This is a genomic window from Pandoraea pnomenusa, assembly GCF_040391475.1.
Lineage (GTDB): Bacteria > Pseudomonadota > Gammaproteobacteria > Burkholderiales > Burkholderiaceae > Pandoraea > Pandoraea pnomenusa_C.
In genome coordinates this window covers 1-18,282 of the sequence record NZ_JBEBXS010000017.1, presented here as the reverse complement: position 1 = coordinate 18,282, position 18,282 = coordinate 1, and the positions used below count along the sequence as shown (strand labels likewise).

The following is an 18,282-nucleotide window of genomic DNA, read 5'->3' as shown; positions in this document are numbered from 1 at the left end:
TGGTCATGAGTCAACAGCCCCCACGCGCGATGTTGCGTCTGGCCTCGGCCGTGGCCGCTGCGGTGCTGCTCGCCGCCGGCTCGGCCGCCATGGCCCAGACGCCGCAGGGCACGCCGAGCATGGAAGAGCGGCTGCGCACGCAACTGCGTGCGACGACCGAGCAGTTGCAGCAGGCACAGAACGAGCTGGCCGCTCTCAAGGCCGGTGGCGCCAAGGCAGGCACGCCGTCGAAGGCGTCGCCCGAAGCGCTGAAGAAGGCCCTCGACGACGCCCAGCAGCAGTTGGCGACGGAGCGTCAGGCGCGTGAGCGTCTGGCGCAGGATGCGCGCGCATCGCAGTCGGAGGTCAGGTCGGTGGCCGACAAGGCCAACGCGCAGATCACGCAGTATCGCAACGCCTACGACGAGCTGCTGAAGCTCGCCCGCGCGGCGGACGCACAGCGCAAGCACCTCGCCGACGAGACCGCCGCACAGCGTGTGGCGCTCACGATGTGCAAGGAGAAGAACGATCGTCTGTACGCCGTCGGCCAGGAAATCCTCTCGGCCTACGAGTCGATGGATGTGGCGACGGTCGTGGCGGCACGTCAGCCGTTCGCCACGCAGGCTCGCGTGAAGTACGAGCAGATCGCCCAGCAGTATGGCGACAAGCTCTACGAGGGCAAGTTCGACGAGCAGCAGGCGGCCGCGGCCATTGCAGCGCAGAAGCCCGTCGTCGCCGAGCCGCAGCAATCGCAGCAGCAAGCACAACAGGCACAACAGGCACCGGCGGACGCGAGCGCGTCGGCGCCGGTCGCCACGAAGTAATACCGGGCAGCACCGCGCAACACTGAGCGACGAGGCATGCGAATCATGGGAGCCGCATGCTTCGTCCGAATTTCGCAACGACCGATAGATAGTTCGAGGACCACTGGCATGAATGAAGAGAACACGATGCAACACGACGACAACGACGCCGCGCGAGCCGGTGCGCCGGCCGCATCGGGCGACTCATCGCCCGCCCAGGTCATCACGTTTGTCACGTCCGAGCAGGTCGCCGACGCGATTCGCGCCGCCGGCTGCGCGGTCTCCGTCCAGCAGGACGATCTGGTGACGCGTTTGCACAGCGCGAGCCACGGCATCGGCTACCAGGTGCACTGGGGCAATCAGGCCGGTGTGGACCAGTATCTGGATTTCACGCTGAGCTGCCCGCTGCGCGTACAGGGCGGTGATCTGCCCGATGGCCTGATCAACGAGTGGCATCGTTCGCGCCGCTTCGCCCGCGTGGCCGCGCACGGCGAATTTCTGGTGCTCGAGATGGACGTGTTCGTTGCAGGCGGCGTGTCGCCCGAATTCCTGCGTTTCTCGATGCGTCTTTGGGTCGAGATGATGGGGCAGTTCTTCCTGCACCTGCGCAACTTCACGCAGCAGGCCGCCGGTCAGGCCGAGTCGCGTGACGACGCTGTCGCGCCGGGCGATTCGCTCGGCGGCGCAGACACCGCGCAAGTGCAGGCACCGATGACGCTGAATTAAAAGCGTCGCCGCGCGGCGCATCGTACGCGTATCCCTTCCGAGCCTGGGGACCTCCTCGCGCGGCTGTATCACGTCCAGTAGACGACAACTGGTTTGCCCGTAGCGCGCTTACACCCCGTGGGCGCACTACGGGCGCTTTTCGTTGCGCGTGCGTTAGCCGAAGTTCCCACGCGTTGCGACGGCAAATGCGACGATCCCGTGCATTGTCAAAGTCACGTCACAATCGCCGACCAGAATCGTCAGGAATTCTTACAAATCATTAGTGGACTCACGGGGGAACGGCAACCGCCTGCGCGCGTTGCCGTGCGCTTTGCTTGCCGCAGAGGTCCCGCCACTTCCGACACTCCCGACCGTCTGCCATGCAAAGGCCGCCCGCCCGACATGATTGCCATTGCCTGCTCCGCCCGTCTTCGCGCCGCAATTGCGAACGCGCAGGCGATGCGGTGCATCGCGACGATGGCGCTTGCCGCGAGTCTGGCGATCACGGCCGGGAGCGCGGCGGCGAGTGCCGCAGCGCAGTCGTTTGACATCCCGGAGCAGCCCTTGAAAGACGCGCTCGCCCGCTTCGATGCCATCACGCGCATGTCGGTTTTCTATCCGTCGTCGCTGGTCGAAGGTCGCCGCTCGCATGGCGTGATCGGCAGCTATTCGCCGCGCGACGCACTCGACGCGATGCTCGAAGGCACCGGGGTGATGGCGGAGTTCACGGCGCAGAACGCGTTCGTGCTGGCGCCGCAGGGTGTGCCGGACTCTCCAGACGTTACCGGGAGCACGACGGCCCGTGCGCCGGATTACGCGGCCCGTCTGCAAGGCACCGTCCTGCAGGCGCTGTGCGCCGCGCCGTCGCTTTCGCCGGGCACGTATCGGTTGGCGATGACGGTGCAGGTGAGCGCCAGTGCGCGCGTCTCGCGGGTGCGCCTGCTCGATACGACGGGCGACGCGCGTCGCGACGGTGCCATCGTCAAGCGGCTGCAGGGCCTCGATGTGGGGCGTGCCCCCGAAGACACGACGCGCCCGTTCGTGCTGCTGCTCTTGCCGACCGATTGCGCTGGGGCGCAGGCCGCGTGTGCATCGTCGCCTTGCCTGACGGCGGAGCGATAGATGGCCGATACGCCGCGTGCCTTCCTGCGTGACCTGCTTGCGCAACGCTACGAAGATCTCAAGCGCAAGCTGACCTGGCGGCTCGGCTCGGCAGAACTCGCGAGCGATGCATTGCACGACACCTGGGTGCATCTCGACGATCGTGCCGACCGTCAGAGCGACGTGAAGAGCCCGGGCGCCTATCTCATGCGCATCGCCATGAACATGGCGTTCGATCGCGTGCAGCGCGACAAGCGCTACATGAGCGACGACGAGATCGATGCGCTCATGACCGAATTCGTCGATCCTGCGCCGGGACCCGCGCAGACCGTCGAAGCCCGCGACGAAGTGGCGCTGCTCGAACGCCTGCTCGCCGACCTGCCGCCGCGTCGCCGCGCCATCTTCATTGCCGTGCGCGTGCACGAGATGTCCAACGAGGACGTGGCGCGTCGTTTCGGCGTGTCGCCGAGACTGGTCGGGCTGGAACTCAAGCGCGCGCACGAATACTGCATGGCTCATATGCCGAGGCCGGAATGAACCTTCCTTTGCCGATGGCACGCGGAAAAACCGTCTCAAACGATGAGACCTTCCGTCTCATGCGAGAGGTGACGCCATGAAGCCGCGAACCGATACCCCCTTGCCGCCGAAGCGGCGTCTCGATGCCGTGGAGCGTCAGGCCATGGCGTGGGTGCGGCGCATGGCGGCCGGCGACCTGACACACGCCGACGGCGACGCGTTGCGGGACTGGGCGCGGCGCGATCCGAGCCACGCGCAGGCACTGGCGGACGCGCACCGCCAATGGCAGCAACTCACGCAGGCCGCGCAGCACGTTGCCACCTCTGCCGCCACTTGTCCCGCGCCTGCGCGCACGGCGGCACCGAAGCGCAAACCCGCACGCGAGTTCGATCCGCGCCGCCGCTGGTTGCTGGCGGGCACGGCAGGGGCCTTCGCCACGGCGGCGGGTGTCGCCGTGATCGGTGTTCCGCTCGGCCTGGTGCCGGGCACGTCCGCATTGCGTGCGGACTACCGCACCGGCACCGGTGAGCAGAGATCGGTGACCCTTGCGGACAATGTATCCGTCGAGATGAACACCCGCACGAGCGTAGCGTTGCAATCGGCCGGGCGGCCGGGCATCGACCTGCTGGGCGGCGAGGCGGCGGTCGATACGACGCTGGCGGCGACGCCCTTCGAGATCGTGGCGGGGGCCGGGCGCACGATCGCGCATCGCGCGCGCGTCGAGGTACGCAATGTCGCGCAGAAAGTTTGCGTGACGTGCATCGAAGGGACAGCCGAGGTCATTCACACTGCGGGACGCGTGCCGTTGCGCGCGCGCCAGCAACTCGTCTACGACGAACGCGCTTTGCAGTCGCTGGTGAATGTGGGCGAATACGACATGCCCGCATGGCGCGAAGGTTTCCTGCGTTTCGCCGAAGTGCCGCTGGGCGAGGTGATCGACGAGATCAATCGCTATCGTCCTGGGAAAGTCGTACTCCTGAACGATCAACTGGCGACCCGACCAGTGACGGGACGCTTCGCGATCCGCGCCCTCGACGTGGCGCTCGGCCAGATCGAGCACTCGCTGCAATTGTCCGCACGCACACTGCCCGGCGGTATCGTCCTGCTCGGCTGAGCTAGCGCGATTCGTGTCGTGTCTCGTGTCGCGCGACGATGTCCCCGTGTCACGAAAGATTCAAATAAAACCTTGCCGATTGGCTCGCGCCGAACGGTCTTAGTCCCGAGAGCGTCAAGCGTTCGCATCGCTTGAACGAAAACTTGCCATGGCCGTCGCAGGCGTTGTCGCGAGACACCGTCCCACGGCCGCACGAGACGCCCGACGGGACCGAGATGATCATGCACAAGCGCGTAGTTTCCTTTCCAAAGCATTCGCGTGCGAGCGCACGTTTGCTGCGCATTCGACCGCTGGCCCAGGCCGTGGCGGTATTCGCCGCCAGCAGCGCCATGATGGGCGCGGCCAACGCCCAGCAGGCGTTCAGCAGTGCGTGGTTCGCCGCGCGCGGCGCGGCGCAGACCAACGCGGTCCAGACGGGACGCCTGCCGAACGGCATGCCCGTGTCGTCGCTGACCAATCCGGGCGAGCAACAGCAGCGCGCCGCGCAGGCGTTGCAGAACTCGATTGCCAATCTGGCGACCGCGGCGCAGGGCATTGCGGCGATGCAGGCCGCGCAGAGCGTCGCACGTCAGGCCGCTGCCGCGTCCGGTGAAACGATTCCGGACGGCCTGACCGAAGGCGGCCTGAAGGTTGACACCAACAGCCTCACCGCCGGCTGGATCAACGCGAAGAAAGACATCGCGCAAACCCGCGACGCCGCAGGCAACACCAAGGTCGCCATCGAGCAGACCGGCGAGAAGGCGATCCTGAACTGGGAGACGTTCAACGTCGGACGCCGCACGACGGTCGAGTTCGCGCAGCAGCCGGGTTGGGCGGTGCTCAACCGCGTGAACGATCCGAATGCGCGTCCGAGCCAGATTCAAGGCCAGATCAAGGCCGACGGCACGGTGGTCATCGTCAACCGCAACGGCATTCAATTCACCGGCACGGCACAGGTCGACACGCGCAATCTCGTGGCCGCCGCGGTCGGCCTGACGAACGATCAGTTCAATCGCGGCCTCTATGGCACCGCAGTGGCCGGGGCCACGGTGCCGACGTTCGCGAACGATCTGAACGTGAACGGTTCGACCGTCTCGCACTCGGCGGCAACGGCGGATGTCGTGGTCGACGCCGGTGCGCGCATCAATACGCGTCGTCCGCAGTCGGTCACCGAGGGCGGTGGCTACGTGCTGCTGCTCGGACGCGAAGCGCACAACCGGGGCACCATCGTCACGCCGTCGGGCCAGACGGTGATCGCCGGGGGCGACGCCTTCGTGATCCGTCGCGGCATGGGGACTGACGGCAATCCGAATTCGAGCACGCGCGGTAACGAGGTCGAGCCGCGTTTCGTCACGGGATCGACGGCGGGGCGCGCGAGCAACAGCGGTCTCGTCATGTCGGAACTGGGCGACATTACGCTCGCAGGTCGTCAGATCGAGCAAGGCGGTGTGCTCGTCTCGAGCACCTCGGTCAATACACGCGGCACGATTCACCTGACGGCGAGCGGCGATGCCAATGCGCAGGTCAGGCTCGCACCGGGGGCCGTGAGCGCCATCGTGCTCGATACGTCGGGAGACACGGCACTCGACGTGCAGCGCTCGTCGCTGATGGCCGATACCGCGAAGGTGGCCGAAGCGGGGCTGTACAACCGTCGCGACCAGTCGCTGGTACAGATCGTGTCGTCGGGCGACGTGCTGCTTGACAGCGATTCGCTCACGCTGGCCACTGGCGGCCAGATCAACGTGGCCGCCACGCGTCGCATGCTGGCGATGGAGCGCGCGAAGCTCGACGTGTCGGGGGCGGTCGGCGTGCAGGTCTCGATGGCGTCGAACAACCTCGAGATCAGCGTGCAGGGCAACGAACAGCGCGACGCGCCGACCAATCGCGATTCGGCATTGCTCAACAACCAGACGTTGTTCATCGACCGTCGCTATCTGGTGCGTGTCCCCGCCGGAACGCAGGGCTACAGTACGGATCGCTGGTACACGCCGGGCGGCTTGCTGGAAGTGAGCGGCTATCTGAACACGGCCAAGCACGGTATCGGCGAGTGGGCTGCACTGGGCGGCACCGTCCAGTTGGGCGGCGCCGAGGTCGTCACGCGTGCCGGGTCGCTCATCAATCTTGCAGGCGGCACGCTCGACGTGCAGACCGGCATGATCAAGCAGAGCTGGCTGCGCGGCAGCGATGGCCAGCTGTACCGGGCGGACAACGCGCCGGGCGATCTCCAGTATCTGGGCGTGTATCGGGGCTTCGAGGTGGCGCACGCGCGCTGGGGCAAGAAGACGACGGAGACCTACGCGTCGCTGTTCATCGCGCCGGGCGAGCGGCTGGAGAATGGCTACACGGTGGGCCGCGATGCGGGGCGTCTGATCGTTTCCAGCCAGTCAGCGGTGCTCGAAGGCGACATCGATACCACCGTCTATCAGGGCCCTCGCCAGACGCAAGCGCCGGACAAGACGATCTACGACGGCTATCTCCAGTCGCAACTGGCGGCGGCGCGTGGCGCTCAGCTGATCGTGGGCAGCCTCACGCCGTATTACGACGAGACGACGCTCTCGCTGCGCGACAGCCCGTCTGCCGTTGCGGGCACCATCGACGTGACGGACGTTCAGGCACTCGCCGCAAGCATCGCGCTCGATGCGCCGGTTGACGCCACGCGTGCGGGCAAGATCTCGCTCGACGCCGGATGGATCAATCGGCAGCATTTCGGCGGCGTGAAGCTGCTTGCCAACGAACGACTGACGGTGGACCGTGACCTGCGCGCGGCCGATGGCGGCGACATTGCGCTGCACGCCACGCGAGTGAATCTCGATGCCAACGTCACGGCCCGCAGCGGCACCATCGCGGCCGGCAACATCGTGACGCAGATGGTCTCGACCACGGGCAGCGGCGTATGGGTCGACAAGACCCTCGCCGATACCGCACAGGTGGGCGGCGAGCAGTACGTGAAGGTAGCCGATGGCGTCACGCTCGACACGCGCGGCGTGTGGGGGCGTGCGGGGGAAGGGGAGGCGGGCATCAATGGCGCGCCGTTCCTGAACGGCGGCAACGTCGTGCTGGCGAGTTCGGGCGACGTCCGTCTGTTGCCGGGCAGCGCCATCGACGTGTCTTCAGGCGCGATGCTGCTCTCGAACGGCACCGTGCGCGGTGGCAAGGGCGGCAACGTCTCGTTGCTGGCGAGCCAGTACGACCTCGACGGCACGCGCGCAGGTGAGCTGCATGTCGATGGCGACTTGCGCGCTTACGGCGTGAACGGTGGCGGTACGCTCAAGCTCGATACGGGCAACGGCGTGGTCATCGGCGGCACGGGCCTGAAGACGGAAGGCTGGCTCGCGGCTGGCGAGACGTTGCCGTTCAACGTCATGCTGTTGCAGGACTACACGATCAAGGCGGGGACCATCGCGCCGGTCGACTACAAGCAGACGGCCACGCGCGCACTGCCCGGCGCGACGCTGCCGACGGCGCTGGCGTTCAGCGCGACCAACCCGATCGTCACCGCCGCCGACTGGACGATCCCGGCAGCGGCCACCGGCAACTTCGCCGTCTACGATACGAGCAATCGCGTCTATCGATCGGGTCAGGTCCTGCCGGCGGGTTCGACCATTGCGCGCTCGATCGGCACGCCGGCGGCGAGCTTCGTCGTTCCCGGCAATGTGTTCCCCAACGGCATGCCGGTGGCGGCATACGATGTCGTGGCCAAGGCCGGCAATCCGCTGCCTTTCGACGTCTTGCTAACGAAGGGTTCGCTCGTCCCGGCGGGACTGGTGACGACGCAAGCCGTGCGCGTGGCGTCGCCCACGACGCTGGACACGAAGCTGTTCTCGACCGGCTTCTCGCGTTACGACGTGAACGGGCAACTGGGCGTTGCCATCGCGGACAATGCGCGTCTTGGCGTGGTCATGCCGGTGCTTTACGCGGACCCGCAAGCCGCGCGCGACGCGCAGAGCGGCACCGATCCGTCGCGCGTGTTGCGCACGTATCTCCCGCCGGTATGGCAGAGCGATGCCATCAAGGGCACCGTGACACAACGCGCGGGTGCGGATCTTGCGCTTAACGGCGGCACGGCGTACAAGCGCGGCCAGTTGTTCGTGGGCGAAGGCGCGGTGGTCGAAGTCGATCCGGGCCGTAACCTCACGTTGACCGGCAACGATCAGATCACGTTGCTCGGCGGGTTGTATGCCGCGTCGGGCACGGTCAGTCTGCTGCCCGGCACGTTCGGCACGGGTAGTGCCGTCAATCTGCCCGACGGGCTGTTCAACGGCAGATCGATCTGGCTCGGCGGCAACTCGGTGATCGACGTGGCCGCACGTCCCTTCGTGGCGAAGGATGCCAACGGCGCGCTCACCGGTACGGTGGCCGGCGGCGGCACGATTCAGATCGGTGCGAAATTCGCCACAGGCGCGACGCAGGTCGACGCGGCGGACGCGTTCCTGATCGTTCGTCCGGGCGCGCGACTCGATGCGTCCGGCACGGCCGCCGATATCGATGTGCCGGGGCAGGGTCGGACGCATGTCGCGAGCAACGGTGGTGTGATTTCACTGGCGTCGGCGCGCGGTCTGTATCTCGACGGCGACATGAAGGCCGCGTCCGGCGGCGCGGGCGCAGCAGGCGGCACGCTCAACGTCGTGCTTGAAACGCTCAACTACGGTCAAGTCGATCGCGCCACGCTCAAGGGGGCGAACATCGAGGACGCCGTTCGTGTGGCACACGAACTCGTCGTTGCGCAAACGCAGGGCAAGAGCGCGCTGTCGGATTCGCTGACGGCCGGATCGACCGGTGGCGGGCTGAAGATGGGGCAGGCGCGTATCGGCGTCGACCGCATCGCGGCGGGTGGTTTCGACAACCTGGCGATGCTGGTAGGCGGCATGATGGACTTCGACGGCAACGTCGATCTGTCGCTCGGCCAGAGTCTGCGCCTGGTGGCTAGTTCGTTCGGGCTCGCCGAGAATGCGCGGGCTAACGTCGTGAGACTGTCGGCGCCGTACGTGCAACTTGCCGGGCCGACGCGTGCGCAGGCCGAAAGCTACATCATTCCCAACCCGGTGACCGGGTCGAAGAACCTCGGGCAAGGCGGGGGTGCGCTGGGCGTACCGCTGCCCGACGACGACGCGAAGTTCTCGGTGAATGCGTCGATCATCGATCTGGGCGGCCTGATGCAATTCGGCACCGCCGGAACGATCGTCACGAGCGCGGGCGGACAAACCGAATATCGTCGCGCCGCATTCGGCGACGTGACGCTGCGCAGCAACGGCGATCTGCGCTTGCTCGACAAGACCGACCTCTACGTGCCGGGCAATCTGACGCTCGCATCGTCGCAGATCTATCCGGTGACGAACGCGACCGGCAGCATCACGGTGGGTCAGCGCACCTACGTGAACCAATACAACACCACCGAGACGCGATTCGATCCGGCCCGCAAGCTGACGATCGAACGCGTGGGCGACACGCTGCCGGCGCAGCCGTACTCCGTGTTCGGCACGCTGAATCTGAACGCGCCGAACATTGAGCAAGGCGGTGTGCTGCGTGCGCCCATGGGGACGATCTCGTTCGGTACCACGAGCAATCTTCAGGTCAACAGCTACCTGCACCTGCTGGGCGGCAGCGTGACGTCGGTCAGCGCGGCCGGGCTGGTCATGCCTTATGGCGGATCGCTCGACGGGCTGAGCTATCTCTACGCGGGCGCGGATGCGAAGTTCTCGCTGGCGGGTACCGGTCCGTCGATCATCGTCACTTCGCATTCGTTGGGTGTGGATGATGGCGCCGTCATCGATCTGTCCGGCGGTGGCGAGATTCGCGGAGCGGCATTCCTCACCGGACGCGGCGGCTCCGTCGATGCGCGTCTGTCACCGCTGATGCAGGTCATTCAGACGGGTAACAAGGCGAGCTTCCGTCTGCCAGGCCTGTCGACGAATCCTGTCTACGCCATCCTGCCCGGCGTGCAGCAAGCCTATGCGCCCGTCGTGAAGGAGAGCGGCGCGGGCGCGCCGATGACCGGGCAGCAGATCACCATCGGCGAGGGTGTGCCGGGACTTCCGGCAGGTACCTACACGTTGCTGCCGTCGACGTTCGCGCTGCTGCCGGGCGCGTATCGCGTCGAGTTGCAGACGGGGACGACCGCCCAGCCGGGGATCGCGCCGCTCGCGATGCGCAATGGTTCGCTGGTGCTGCCTGCCCAGCTGAGCGTGAACAACACCGGCATTCGCAACGCCACGTCGACCCAGGCGATCCTGACGTCCGGCGACGTGCTGAGACAGTACTCGCAGTACAACGAGATGAGCTATGCCGACTTTGCACGCGCCGCTTCCGCGCGCGACGGCGTGCCGCGCTCGTTGATCGAAGCGGATGCCAAGCGGCTCGATCTTGTCCTGCTGGCAAACAACTACATGGGCAAGATCGACGGCATGCCGTCGCTGCGATTCGAAGGCCATGCGAACGTAGCGCCCGCGAAGGACGGCTATGGGGCAAGCCTGCTCGTGACGGCGCCGTCCGGCGGCAACGTGGAAATCCTCGGCGCGGGCGCCACGCCGGTGAAGGGCAACGACACGCTCGTCTCGCTGTACGCGGACGACCTGAACGCCATCGGCGCCGCCCGCATGGGCATCGGTGCGTTGCCTGAAGTCAGCACCTACGGCGAGAGCGCGCTTGCCGCGACAACGGCGTCTTTCGACGTGCTCGGACGCGGATCGCTGTACACCGTGACGCTTCGCGACGGCGCCGTACTGCGCGCCGGCGAGGTGTTCATCGCCACGAAGCAAGCCACGTCCGGTATCACGATCGAGCAGGGCAGCGGCATCAACACGCTCGGGTACGGCATGCAGATGTGGGATGCCACCACCGGCTACACCTACTCGCCGGGCCTGGCGAGCGTGCTTGCCGTGTCCAATGGCAAGATCGCCATGCTCGCGCCGACACCGGGCAACGGGTGGAACGGCGCAGGCTTCATCGACCTCGGTGTTTGCGGTGCTGGGGCGGCCTGCAAGGGCGAAACGTTGCTGCTGTCCGAAGGATCGATTGCCGTCGCGACGGACCGGCGTTTCACGATCACGGACAACGTGCGGTACGGCACGCGTCAGTTGTCGCTCTCGGTCGGGCGGGTGAATGTCGGCGAGCAGGCATCGCTCAACGCGCTGGCTGCCGATGGCCGTCTGGCCGAAGGACTCACGCTCAATCAGTCGGTGTTGTCCCGTCTGCTGCGCGGCGATACCGTGTACGGTGCGCCCGCACTGGAAAGCCTGTCGCTCATCGCACGCGATTCGATCAACTTCTACGATTCGGTCGAACTGTCGACCATTAACGCAGCCACCGGCAAGTCGACCATCGATACGCTCGTGCTGGGTACCCCGGCGATCTACGGGTTCGGCGCGCGTGATGCCGTCGCCCGCATTCGCACCGATCATCTGGTCTGGACGGGCTCGAAATCGCCCGCCGGGGCGATCGTGGCGGGCGGCGCCGGCTCGGGCAGCGGACGCCTGGCCATCGACGCCCGTGAGATTGAATTCGGCTTCGGGCCGGGCACGCAGCCCGACGTCAACAACACGATGCATCGACTGGCCGTCGGCTTCTCGACGGTCGAACTCAACGCCAGCGAGCGTGTGACGGCCAATCAGAAGGGCGATCTTTCCGTCTATCAGTCGCAGGGCGCGTGGAACGACACCAAGCAAGGCTATGACTACAGCGGCGGCGATATCGTGATCGACACGCCGACGCTCACCGGTGCCGCCGGTTCCGTGAATCGTTTCAACGCCGGGGGCAATCTCTCGGTGTCGAACGCCAGTGCGCGGGCGAAGCCGGTGCTCGACAACGGCGTGCTCGTCGCCGCGCTGGGCGCGGAAGTCGGACTGACGGCGGGCGGTGCGGCGAGCGTCGATACGAATGTCGTGTTGCCGAGCGGGCGTCTGAACGTCTCCGCGCAGGGCGACGTGACATTCGGCGACGCGGCACAACTCGATCTGGCAGGACGCAAGCTCGACTTCTTCGACGTGAGCAAATACAGCTGGGGTGGCGACGTCATCGTGTCCAGCGCCGGCGGCAACGTGCGTCAGTCCGCCGGGTCGAGCATCGATCTGTCGGCACAGTACAACCGCGCGGGCAAACTTACCGTGGCAGCGGTCGGGCCGGCAGCGGGTGTGGTCTCGCTGGCGGGGCGCGTACTCGGCTCGGCGTCCGGGGAATACGACGCGGGCGGTACGTTCGTTCCGTTCGCTGCCGGCGGCATCGACGTTCGGGCGCAGCGTATCGAGGACTTCTCCGCACTGAACACGCGCCTGAACGACGGTGGTGTGTTCGGCAGCCGCAACTTCCAGACGAAGCAGGGCGACCTCGTCATTGGCGACGAGCTCAAGGCGCGCGAGATCTCGCTGTCGGTCGACGGCGGTCGTCTGGATGTGCTCGGGCGCGTGGATGCGAGCGGCAAGCAAGCCGGTTCGATTCGTCTGTCGGCGCGCGACGGCGTGACCATCGGTGGCAGCGCGCAGCTCGACGCGCACAGCACGACGTTGCGTCTGGATAGCTACGGACAGCCGATCGAGGCGTCGAACCGGGCGGTCATCGAGATCAACGGCAATCAGGGCCGCGTCGTACTCGCGGACGGGGCACGCTTCGACGTGCGTGCGGGCACCGACGGCACGCCGTTGAACGTCGGTACCGTGGAGATCAGCGCCGCACGACTGGGCGGAGCGACGGGCAATGACATCGCCATCGACGCGGGCGGCAATGTCATCATCGAGGGCGCGCGCTCGATCACCGTGAACGGCATGCAGCGCGACGCCAATGCGCGCCCGGGCACCGATGCGTCGGTCGACGGACGTCCGTACCAGATCGTCGATCAGGCCTACCTCGACACGCTGCACGGGCAGAACGAGACGTTCATGACAAACGCGCTCGCGAACCAGGCGTTGCTCACACGTCTGAACGGGTTGCGCCGTTACGCGGATGCGTTCCATCTGCGTCCCGGCGTCGAGATCGTCAGTGCCACGCCGGACGGCGATCTGCATCTCGACGGCGACATCGATATGTCGCGCTATCGCTACGAGAGTCTGAATCCGAACACGCGCAAGACCGGCGTGTACGGCAGTGGCGAAGCCGGTGCGCTGACGATTCGCGCGGGCGGCAATCTGAATGTGTACGGCAGCGTGTCGGACGGCTTCGATACCAGCCAACTGACGTCGAGCCCCGACACCAAAGGCTGGGTGCTCACCAGAGGCAAGGCCGGATGGGGCGGCGACGCCGTCGTGCCGGTCGGCGGGCTGGTGACGCTGGTCGCGGGCACGATCTTCCCGGCGGAGCGCAAGCTGAATTACGACGTGGAAGTCAGCGGCACGATGCTGCCGCAGGGTTTGCGTCTGCCGACGCGCGTCACGCTCACGGACAATCTCACGCTGCCGGCAGGCACGGTGCTCGGTGGCGCGGTGCGCGACGCCGCAGGCAATGTTGTGTATGCGGCGGGCACGGCGCTGACGTCGGCCGTCACGCTGGCCGGCAACATGCAGCTCGACGCGGGCGTCATCCTGCCGGCGCAAGCGTCGGTTGGCACGATGATGTGGCCCGCCGGCGCCGTAATGCCGGTGAATCTCACGCTGGCGAGTGACGTGCTGCTGAAGAAGGGCGCGATCGTCCCGGCGGAAACCGACGTGAAGCTGCCGTCCGGGGCGACCTTCGTCGATGTGCGTCCCGGCGACGCGCAGGGGAATCAGGGGCAGAACTTCGCCATTGCCCCCATGTTGCAACCGGGTGCGGCGTCGTGGTCGATGCGCCTCGTCGCCGGTGCCGATACGACGGCCGCCGACCCGCGCGCGTTGCGTCCGTTTGCGACGGACGGGCATCTGGTGCTCTCGGACTCGCACTACGGCATGATCATCGGGGACCGTCAGGTGCCCGGCACCGGCACGCCTTCCGTTCTCCGTTGGGGACCGGACGGCGCGACCTACTTCGGGGCAACGCCGGGTGAAATCATCACGGCGCAGGAGTTGCTGGACTACGGCCTCGATCAGGCCATGATCGATCTGTACAACTCGATCGGCGACGTCGTTCAGGTGGTCACGCCCGGCACGCCGGCAGTCATCGAAACGCGCTCGCTCCCTGCGCGCGAACCGCTCTTCAGCGTGGTGCGCACGGGGACGGGTGATCTCGACATGCTCGCCGCGGGCAACTTCACGATGAATTCGCTGTACGGCGTGTACACGGCCGGGACACAGTCGAAGGACGTGACGGCCGCGTACAACCTCGCACGTTCGCAGATCAAGGGCGGCGCGATACTTGGCACGGGTGGCGGTGACTTCGAGCGGTATGTCGACGGAAAATCGCAGAGCCTGTATTCGGCCTGGTATCCGGAACACGGCGGCAACTTGTTCGTGCGCGCACAAGGCGATATCCGGGGCGATGCCACCGGCGCGCGCGATAACCGGTTCGCGCGTGCGACGAGCTTCGGTGTGCCGCGTACCCTCGTCGATTCGTCCAATGTGGGCAACTGGCTGTGGCGTCAGGGCTCGGGCTCGGCCATCGCGACGGATGGCGTGCCGACATCGTGGTGGATCAACTTCGGCACCTATACCGCGGGTCGCGACAGTGGCGGCGCCTATCTCGAAGACGCACCATTCCTGACAGGCTTTACAGGGCTGGGCACACTCGGTGGCGGAAATGTCGTCGTGGAGGCCGGCGGGAATGCCGGGATGCTCGAATCTCGCATTGGCGCGGGCTACCAGGACGGGCGTTATTACCTCGCTCGCAGCGAAGGACTGAACATCGCGGTGGGCAGTTCGGGGCGCGTGTCTGCGGACGGCTCGGCGATCGTGCTCACCGGTGGCGGCGATCTCGACGTGCGCATTGGCGGCGGGCTCAACCCGGTGCGCGAAGCGCGTGCGGTGACACAGGCCAACGGCACGGTCACCGACTTGTCGGAATGGCGTAACAGCAATCTCGCACTGAATGGCACGTTCACCAACCTGCGCGGCGCGACACGCGTCGAAGCCGGTGCGCTGGGTGGCTTCGATGCAGTGTATGGCGGCACGGATCTGAGCGAGTCGCGGGCGCGCGACGTGTTGACGGCCGGACGCGGCATCGGCACGGGTGGTCCGACGCTCATGCTCGGCGATTCGACCGCGCGCATCGACACGCGAGGTGATCTGGTCATGGGCGGCTACGGCGACGCGACGCGTACGCCACAGCGGACCAACGGCACGCCGTTCTCCGTGAATGGCGTGAATTACGGCGGCGAGGGCTTCAGCTGGTTCACGCTCTGGACGCCATCGACGGCCATCGATCTGTTCAGCGCCGGTGGCAATCTGGTGCCGATCACGTCGCTCGCGGACGCGGGGCGCAGCGGCAACTATGCTGCCACCGATGCGCGCTTCGTTTTGCCGGCGACATTGCGCGCGGTGGCGGCGAGCGGGAGCATCTACAACGGGTATTCGGCAACGGCCCTCCTGGATGACAGCAACAGTCCCACGGTCGGTAGCCAGCCGGTATTGCTCGCGCCGGAGCCCGTCAGTTCGTTGTTCAAGGTCGCGCCGGATGGCGGCGCGCTCGAAATGATTGCGGGCAAGTCGATGTATGGCAGCGGCTATCCGATCAGCCGTTCGGCCGCCGACCCGACGGCGTTGCCGACGCCGCAAAACCCGGCATTCGCGGGCGGTGTCGTGTCGACGTGGTTCGTCAGTCGCGCCTATCTCACGAATGTGCGCCAGGATGCGCTGGCGCCGTCCGTCCTCTTCGCGTATGGCGTGGACGGGGCGGGGGTCTTCCCGATGTTCAGTCTGACCCAGTCCACGGTGTCGGGCTACGACTTCAGCGGCATGGCGCCTGCTCGCTTCTATGCGACGACGGGGGATATCGTCGGCTTGCATACGGGCGGCATCGATTATCGCGGCTCGACGCTGGCGCAAGCCGGTTCCGTGCCGACATGGTACGAAGGCAATGGGGCGGTGGCCATTCGTGCCGGACGCGATATCGTCAACTCGGGCACGCCGTTGGGGACGTTCCTCTCGACCGACGGAACGCTGGCGGGATGGAAGACCACGCCAGATTTCCGGGACCCGACGAGCGCGGGTCGACCCGATCGTGCGCCCGCGGCCTCGACCATGCGCGGCAACCTGATCGTCCACAACTCGGCAGACGACGTGTCGGTCGTCTCCGCCGGACGCGATATCCGTTACAGCACGTTCTACGTTGCCGGGCCGGGGACCCTGGAAGTGACGGCCGGGCGCGACATCCTGATGGCGGACAAGGCGGAACTGCGCAGCCTCGGCGCGCTTGCCAACGTGAAGCCGGGGGACCGGAGCAGTGGTGCGGGGATTGCGGTGGCGGCGGGCGTGGGGCCGAAGGGGCTCGATGGCGTCGACTTCAAGGCGTTTGCGGCGCGTTATCTCAATGCCGACAACCTGGCCGATGGCGGACGTCCGTTTGCCGATCAGCCGGGCAAGGCGGTCGTCGTGTATGGCGGGGAACTGACGCTTACCGGGTGGCTGCAGCAGGAGTTCGGTTTCAGCGACGATCCGAAGAATGCCGAGGCGTTCCTTGCAAAGAAGCAGGCGGAGCTCGACGCGGCGAGCAAAGCGGGTGGCACAACGGGAGACGCTGCAAAGCGCGATCTGCGAAACGAGTTCGCGCAGCAAAGCCAACTGTATCTGGTGAACTGGCTGACGACGCGTTTCGGCGATGCGACGAAGCGCAATGCCACTGGCGTGCATTTCGATGCGGCGTCGATGGATGCGCGCCAGTTCTTCGATGCGCTGCCGGCCGAACAACAGCGTGTCTATTTGCGTGACGTCTACTTCGCTGAGTTGCGGGCGTCGGGCCGGGAGTACAACGATGTGAGTGGTCCGCGTGCGGGCAGCTACCTGCGCGGGCGCGAAGCCATCGCCACGCTCTTCCCGTCGACGGAGGAAAGCGGGGCGCCGCGCAAGTACGACGGCAGTCTGACGATGTACAGCAGCGCGAAGTATTACGTCGAGAATACGTACAGGACATTCACGACGCGTCCGCAGGCAGGCGTGAAGTATCTGACGCAGGCGCAGTGGATTGCGCGTGGGAGCCCCGTCACCGGTGTGCCGCATTACGAAGTGCAGGACGCGGGCATTCATACGGACTTCGGCGGTGGGGTGAGCATTCTCACGCCGGGCGGCCGTGCGTTGATCGGGGTCGACGGCGGGTTCGTGCCGGATGAAGGCTCCGGGGTGCTGACGCAGGGCCGTGGCAACGTGGATCTGTATGCGCGCGATAGCATCCTGCTGGGACAGAGTCGCATCTTCACCACGTTCGGCGGGAATATCCTGGCCTGGTCGGCGCAAGGCGACATCAACGCGGGGCGCGGTTCGAAGTCGACGGTGGTCTATACGCCGCAGCGTCGGGTGTATGACGACCTTGGACTGGTTTCGCTCTCGCCGTCCACGCCGAACACCGGGGCGGGCATTGCAACGCTGAATCCGATTCCGGAGGTCGCGCCGGGCGACATCGATCTGATTGCGCCGTTGGGGACGGTCGATGCGGGCGAGGCAGGGATTCGCGTGTCCGGTAACGTCAACGTTGCCGCGCTGCGTGTCGTCAACGCCGAAAACATCCAGGTGCAGGGCAAGTCGGTGGGCATCCCGACGATCGCTGCGGTGAACGTCGGGGCGCTGACGAACGCGAGTGCGACGGCGGCGCAGGCGGCGTCCGCTGCGCAGGATGCGATGGCTCGTGATCGGGCATCTGCCCGACAGAACCAGTCGTCGATCTTCAGCATACGGATGCTTGACGCGGGTACGCAGACGGACAGCAGCGCAAAGCCGCAAGCCGACAGCGGCAGGATGTTCCGCTACGACCCGGCGTCACCGGTGCAGGTGGTGGGGCAGATGAATCTTTCCGAGTCGCAGATGCAGGCGCTGACACCGACGGAGCGGAAGAATCTGACGCGCTGATCGTTCTCTATATATAGGGGAGCACCGGAGGACGATCGCCGAGTGAGCTGAAACGCACTGCCGCAAGCCCGTTGTATGGGCTTGCGGCAGTGCGTTTCGTTTGGTGGTTAGGGCGCTCGAACACGAAAGATTCTTCCGTTCGTAAAAATAATTTCACAAAGGGCTTGCGCGAGTCGGGGAAGGTCATTAATAT

7 protein-coding genes are annotated in these 18,282 nt (G+C 66.3%); 6 read left to right on the top strand and 1 reads right to left on the bottom strand.

The window, feature by feature from the left end; all coding sequences use genetic code 11:
* Window positions 1-5: 5 nt before the first annotated feature.
* The 6 genes from ABWO90_RS17595 (at window position 6) to ABWO90_RS17570 (ending at window position 18,089) form a co-directional block, all read left to right on the top strand.
* Window positions 6-803, top strand: a complete 798-nt coding sequence (locus ABWO90_RS17595; protein ID WP_353192523.1) for a hypothetical protein — start codon at window positions 6-8, stop codon at window positions 801-803.
* Window positions 804-911: 108 nt separating this feature from the next.
* Window positions 912-1,508 (top strand): type III secretion system chaperone family protein, encoded by a 597-nt coding sequence (locus ABWO90_RS17590; protein WP_353192522.1) that lies wholly within the window; start codon window positions 912-914, stop codon window positions 1,506-1,508.
* A 381-nt stretch (window positions 1,509-1,889) separates the two neighbouring features.
* Window positions 1,890-2,609, top strand: coding sequence for an STN domain-containing protein (locus tag ABWO90_RS17585; RefSeq protein ID WP_353192521.1), 720 nt, complete (start codon window positions 1,890-1,892; stop codon window positions 2,607-2,609).
* Window positions 2,610-3,125 carry an RNA polymerase sigma factor gene (locus ABWO90_RS17580; RefSeq protein ID WP_353192520.1) on the top strand — a complete coding sequence of 172 codons (516 nt, stop codon included), beginning with the start codon at window positions 2,610-2,612 and terminating at the stop codon, window positions 3,123-3,125.
* A gap of 76 nt (window positions 3,126-3,201) precedes the next feature.
* Window positions 3,202-4,218 carry a FecR family protein gene (locus ABWO90_RS17575; protein ID WP_353192519.1) on the top strand — a complete coding sequence of 339 codons (1,017 nt, stop codon included), beginning with the start codon at window positions 3,202-3,204 and terminating at the stop codon, window positions 4,216-4,218.
* Between the two features lie 221 nt (window positions 4,219-4,439).
* The gene (locus ABWO90_RS17570) at window positions 4,440-18,089 is read left to right on the top strand and encodes a filamentous hemagglutinin family protein (protein ID WP_353192518.1); all 13,650 of its coding nucleotides are present in this window, start codon (window positions 4,440-4,442) and stop codon (window positions 18,087-18,089) included.
* Between the two features lie 7 nt (window positions 18,090-18,096).
* Here ABWO90_RS17570 and ABWO90_RS17565 read toward each other — a convergent pair.
* The coding region (locus ABWO90_RS17565; RefSeq protein ID WP_353192517.1) for a hypothetical protein at window positions 18,097-18,282 on the bottom strand (186 nt) is incomplete at its 5' end.

Bases quoted from the DNA above. Each gene is read 5' to 3' on its own strand.
- ABWO90_RS17595 (WP_353192523.1), top strand. From the start codon at position 6: ATGAGTCAACAGCCCCCACGCGCGATGTTGCGTCTGGCCTCGGCCGTG.
- ABWO90_RS17590 (WP_353192522.1), top strand. From the start codon at position 912: ATGAATGAAGAGAACACGATGCAACACGACGACAACGACGCCGCGCGA.
- ABWO90_RS17585 (WP_353192521.1), top strand. From the start codon at position 1,890: ATGATTGCCATTGCCTGCTCCGCCCGTCTTCGCGCCGCAATTGCGAAC.
- ABWO90_RS17580 (WP_353192520.1), top strand. From the start codon at position 2,610: ATGGCCGATACGCCGCGTGCCTTCCTGCGTGACCTGCTTGCGCAACGC.
- ABWO90_RS17575 (WP_353192519.1), top strand. From the start codon at position 3,202: ATGAAGCCGCGAACCGATACCCCCTTGCCGCCGAAGCGGCGTCTCGAT.
- ABWO90_RS17570 (WP_353192518.1), top strand. From the start codon at position 4,440: ATGCACAAGCGCGTAGTTTCCTTTCCAAAGCATTCGCGTGCGAGCGCA.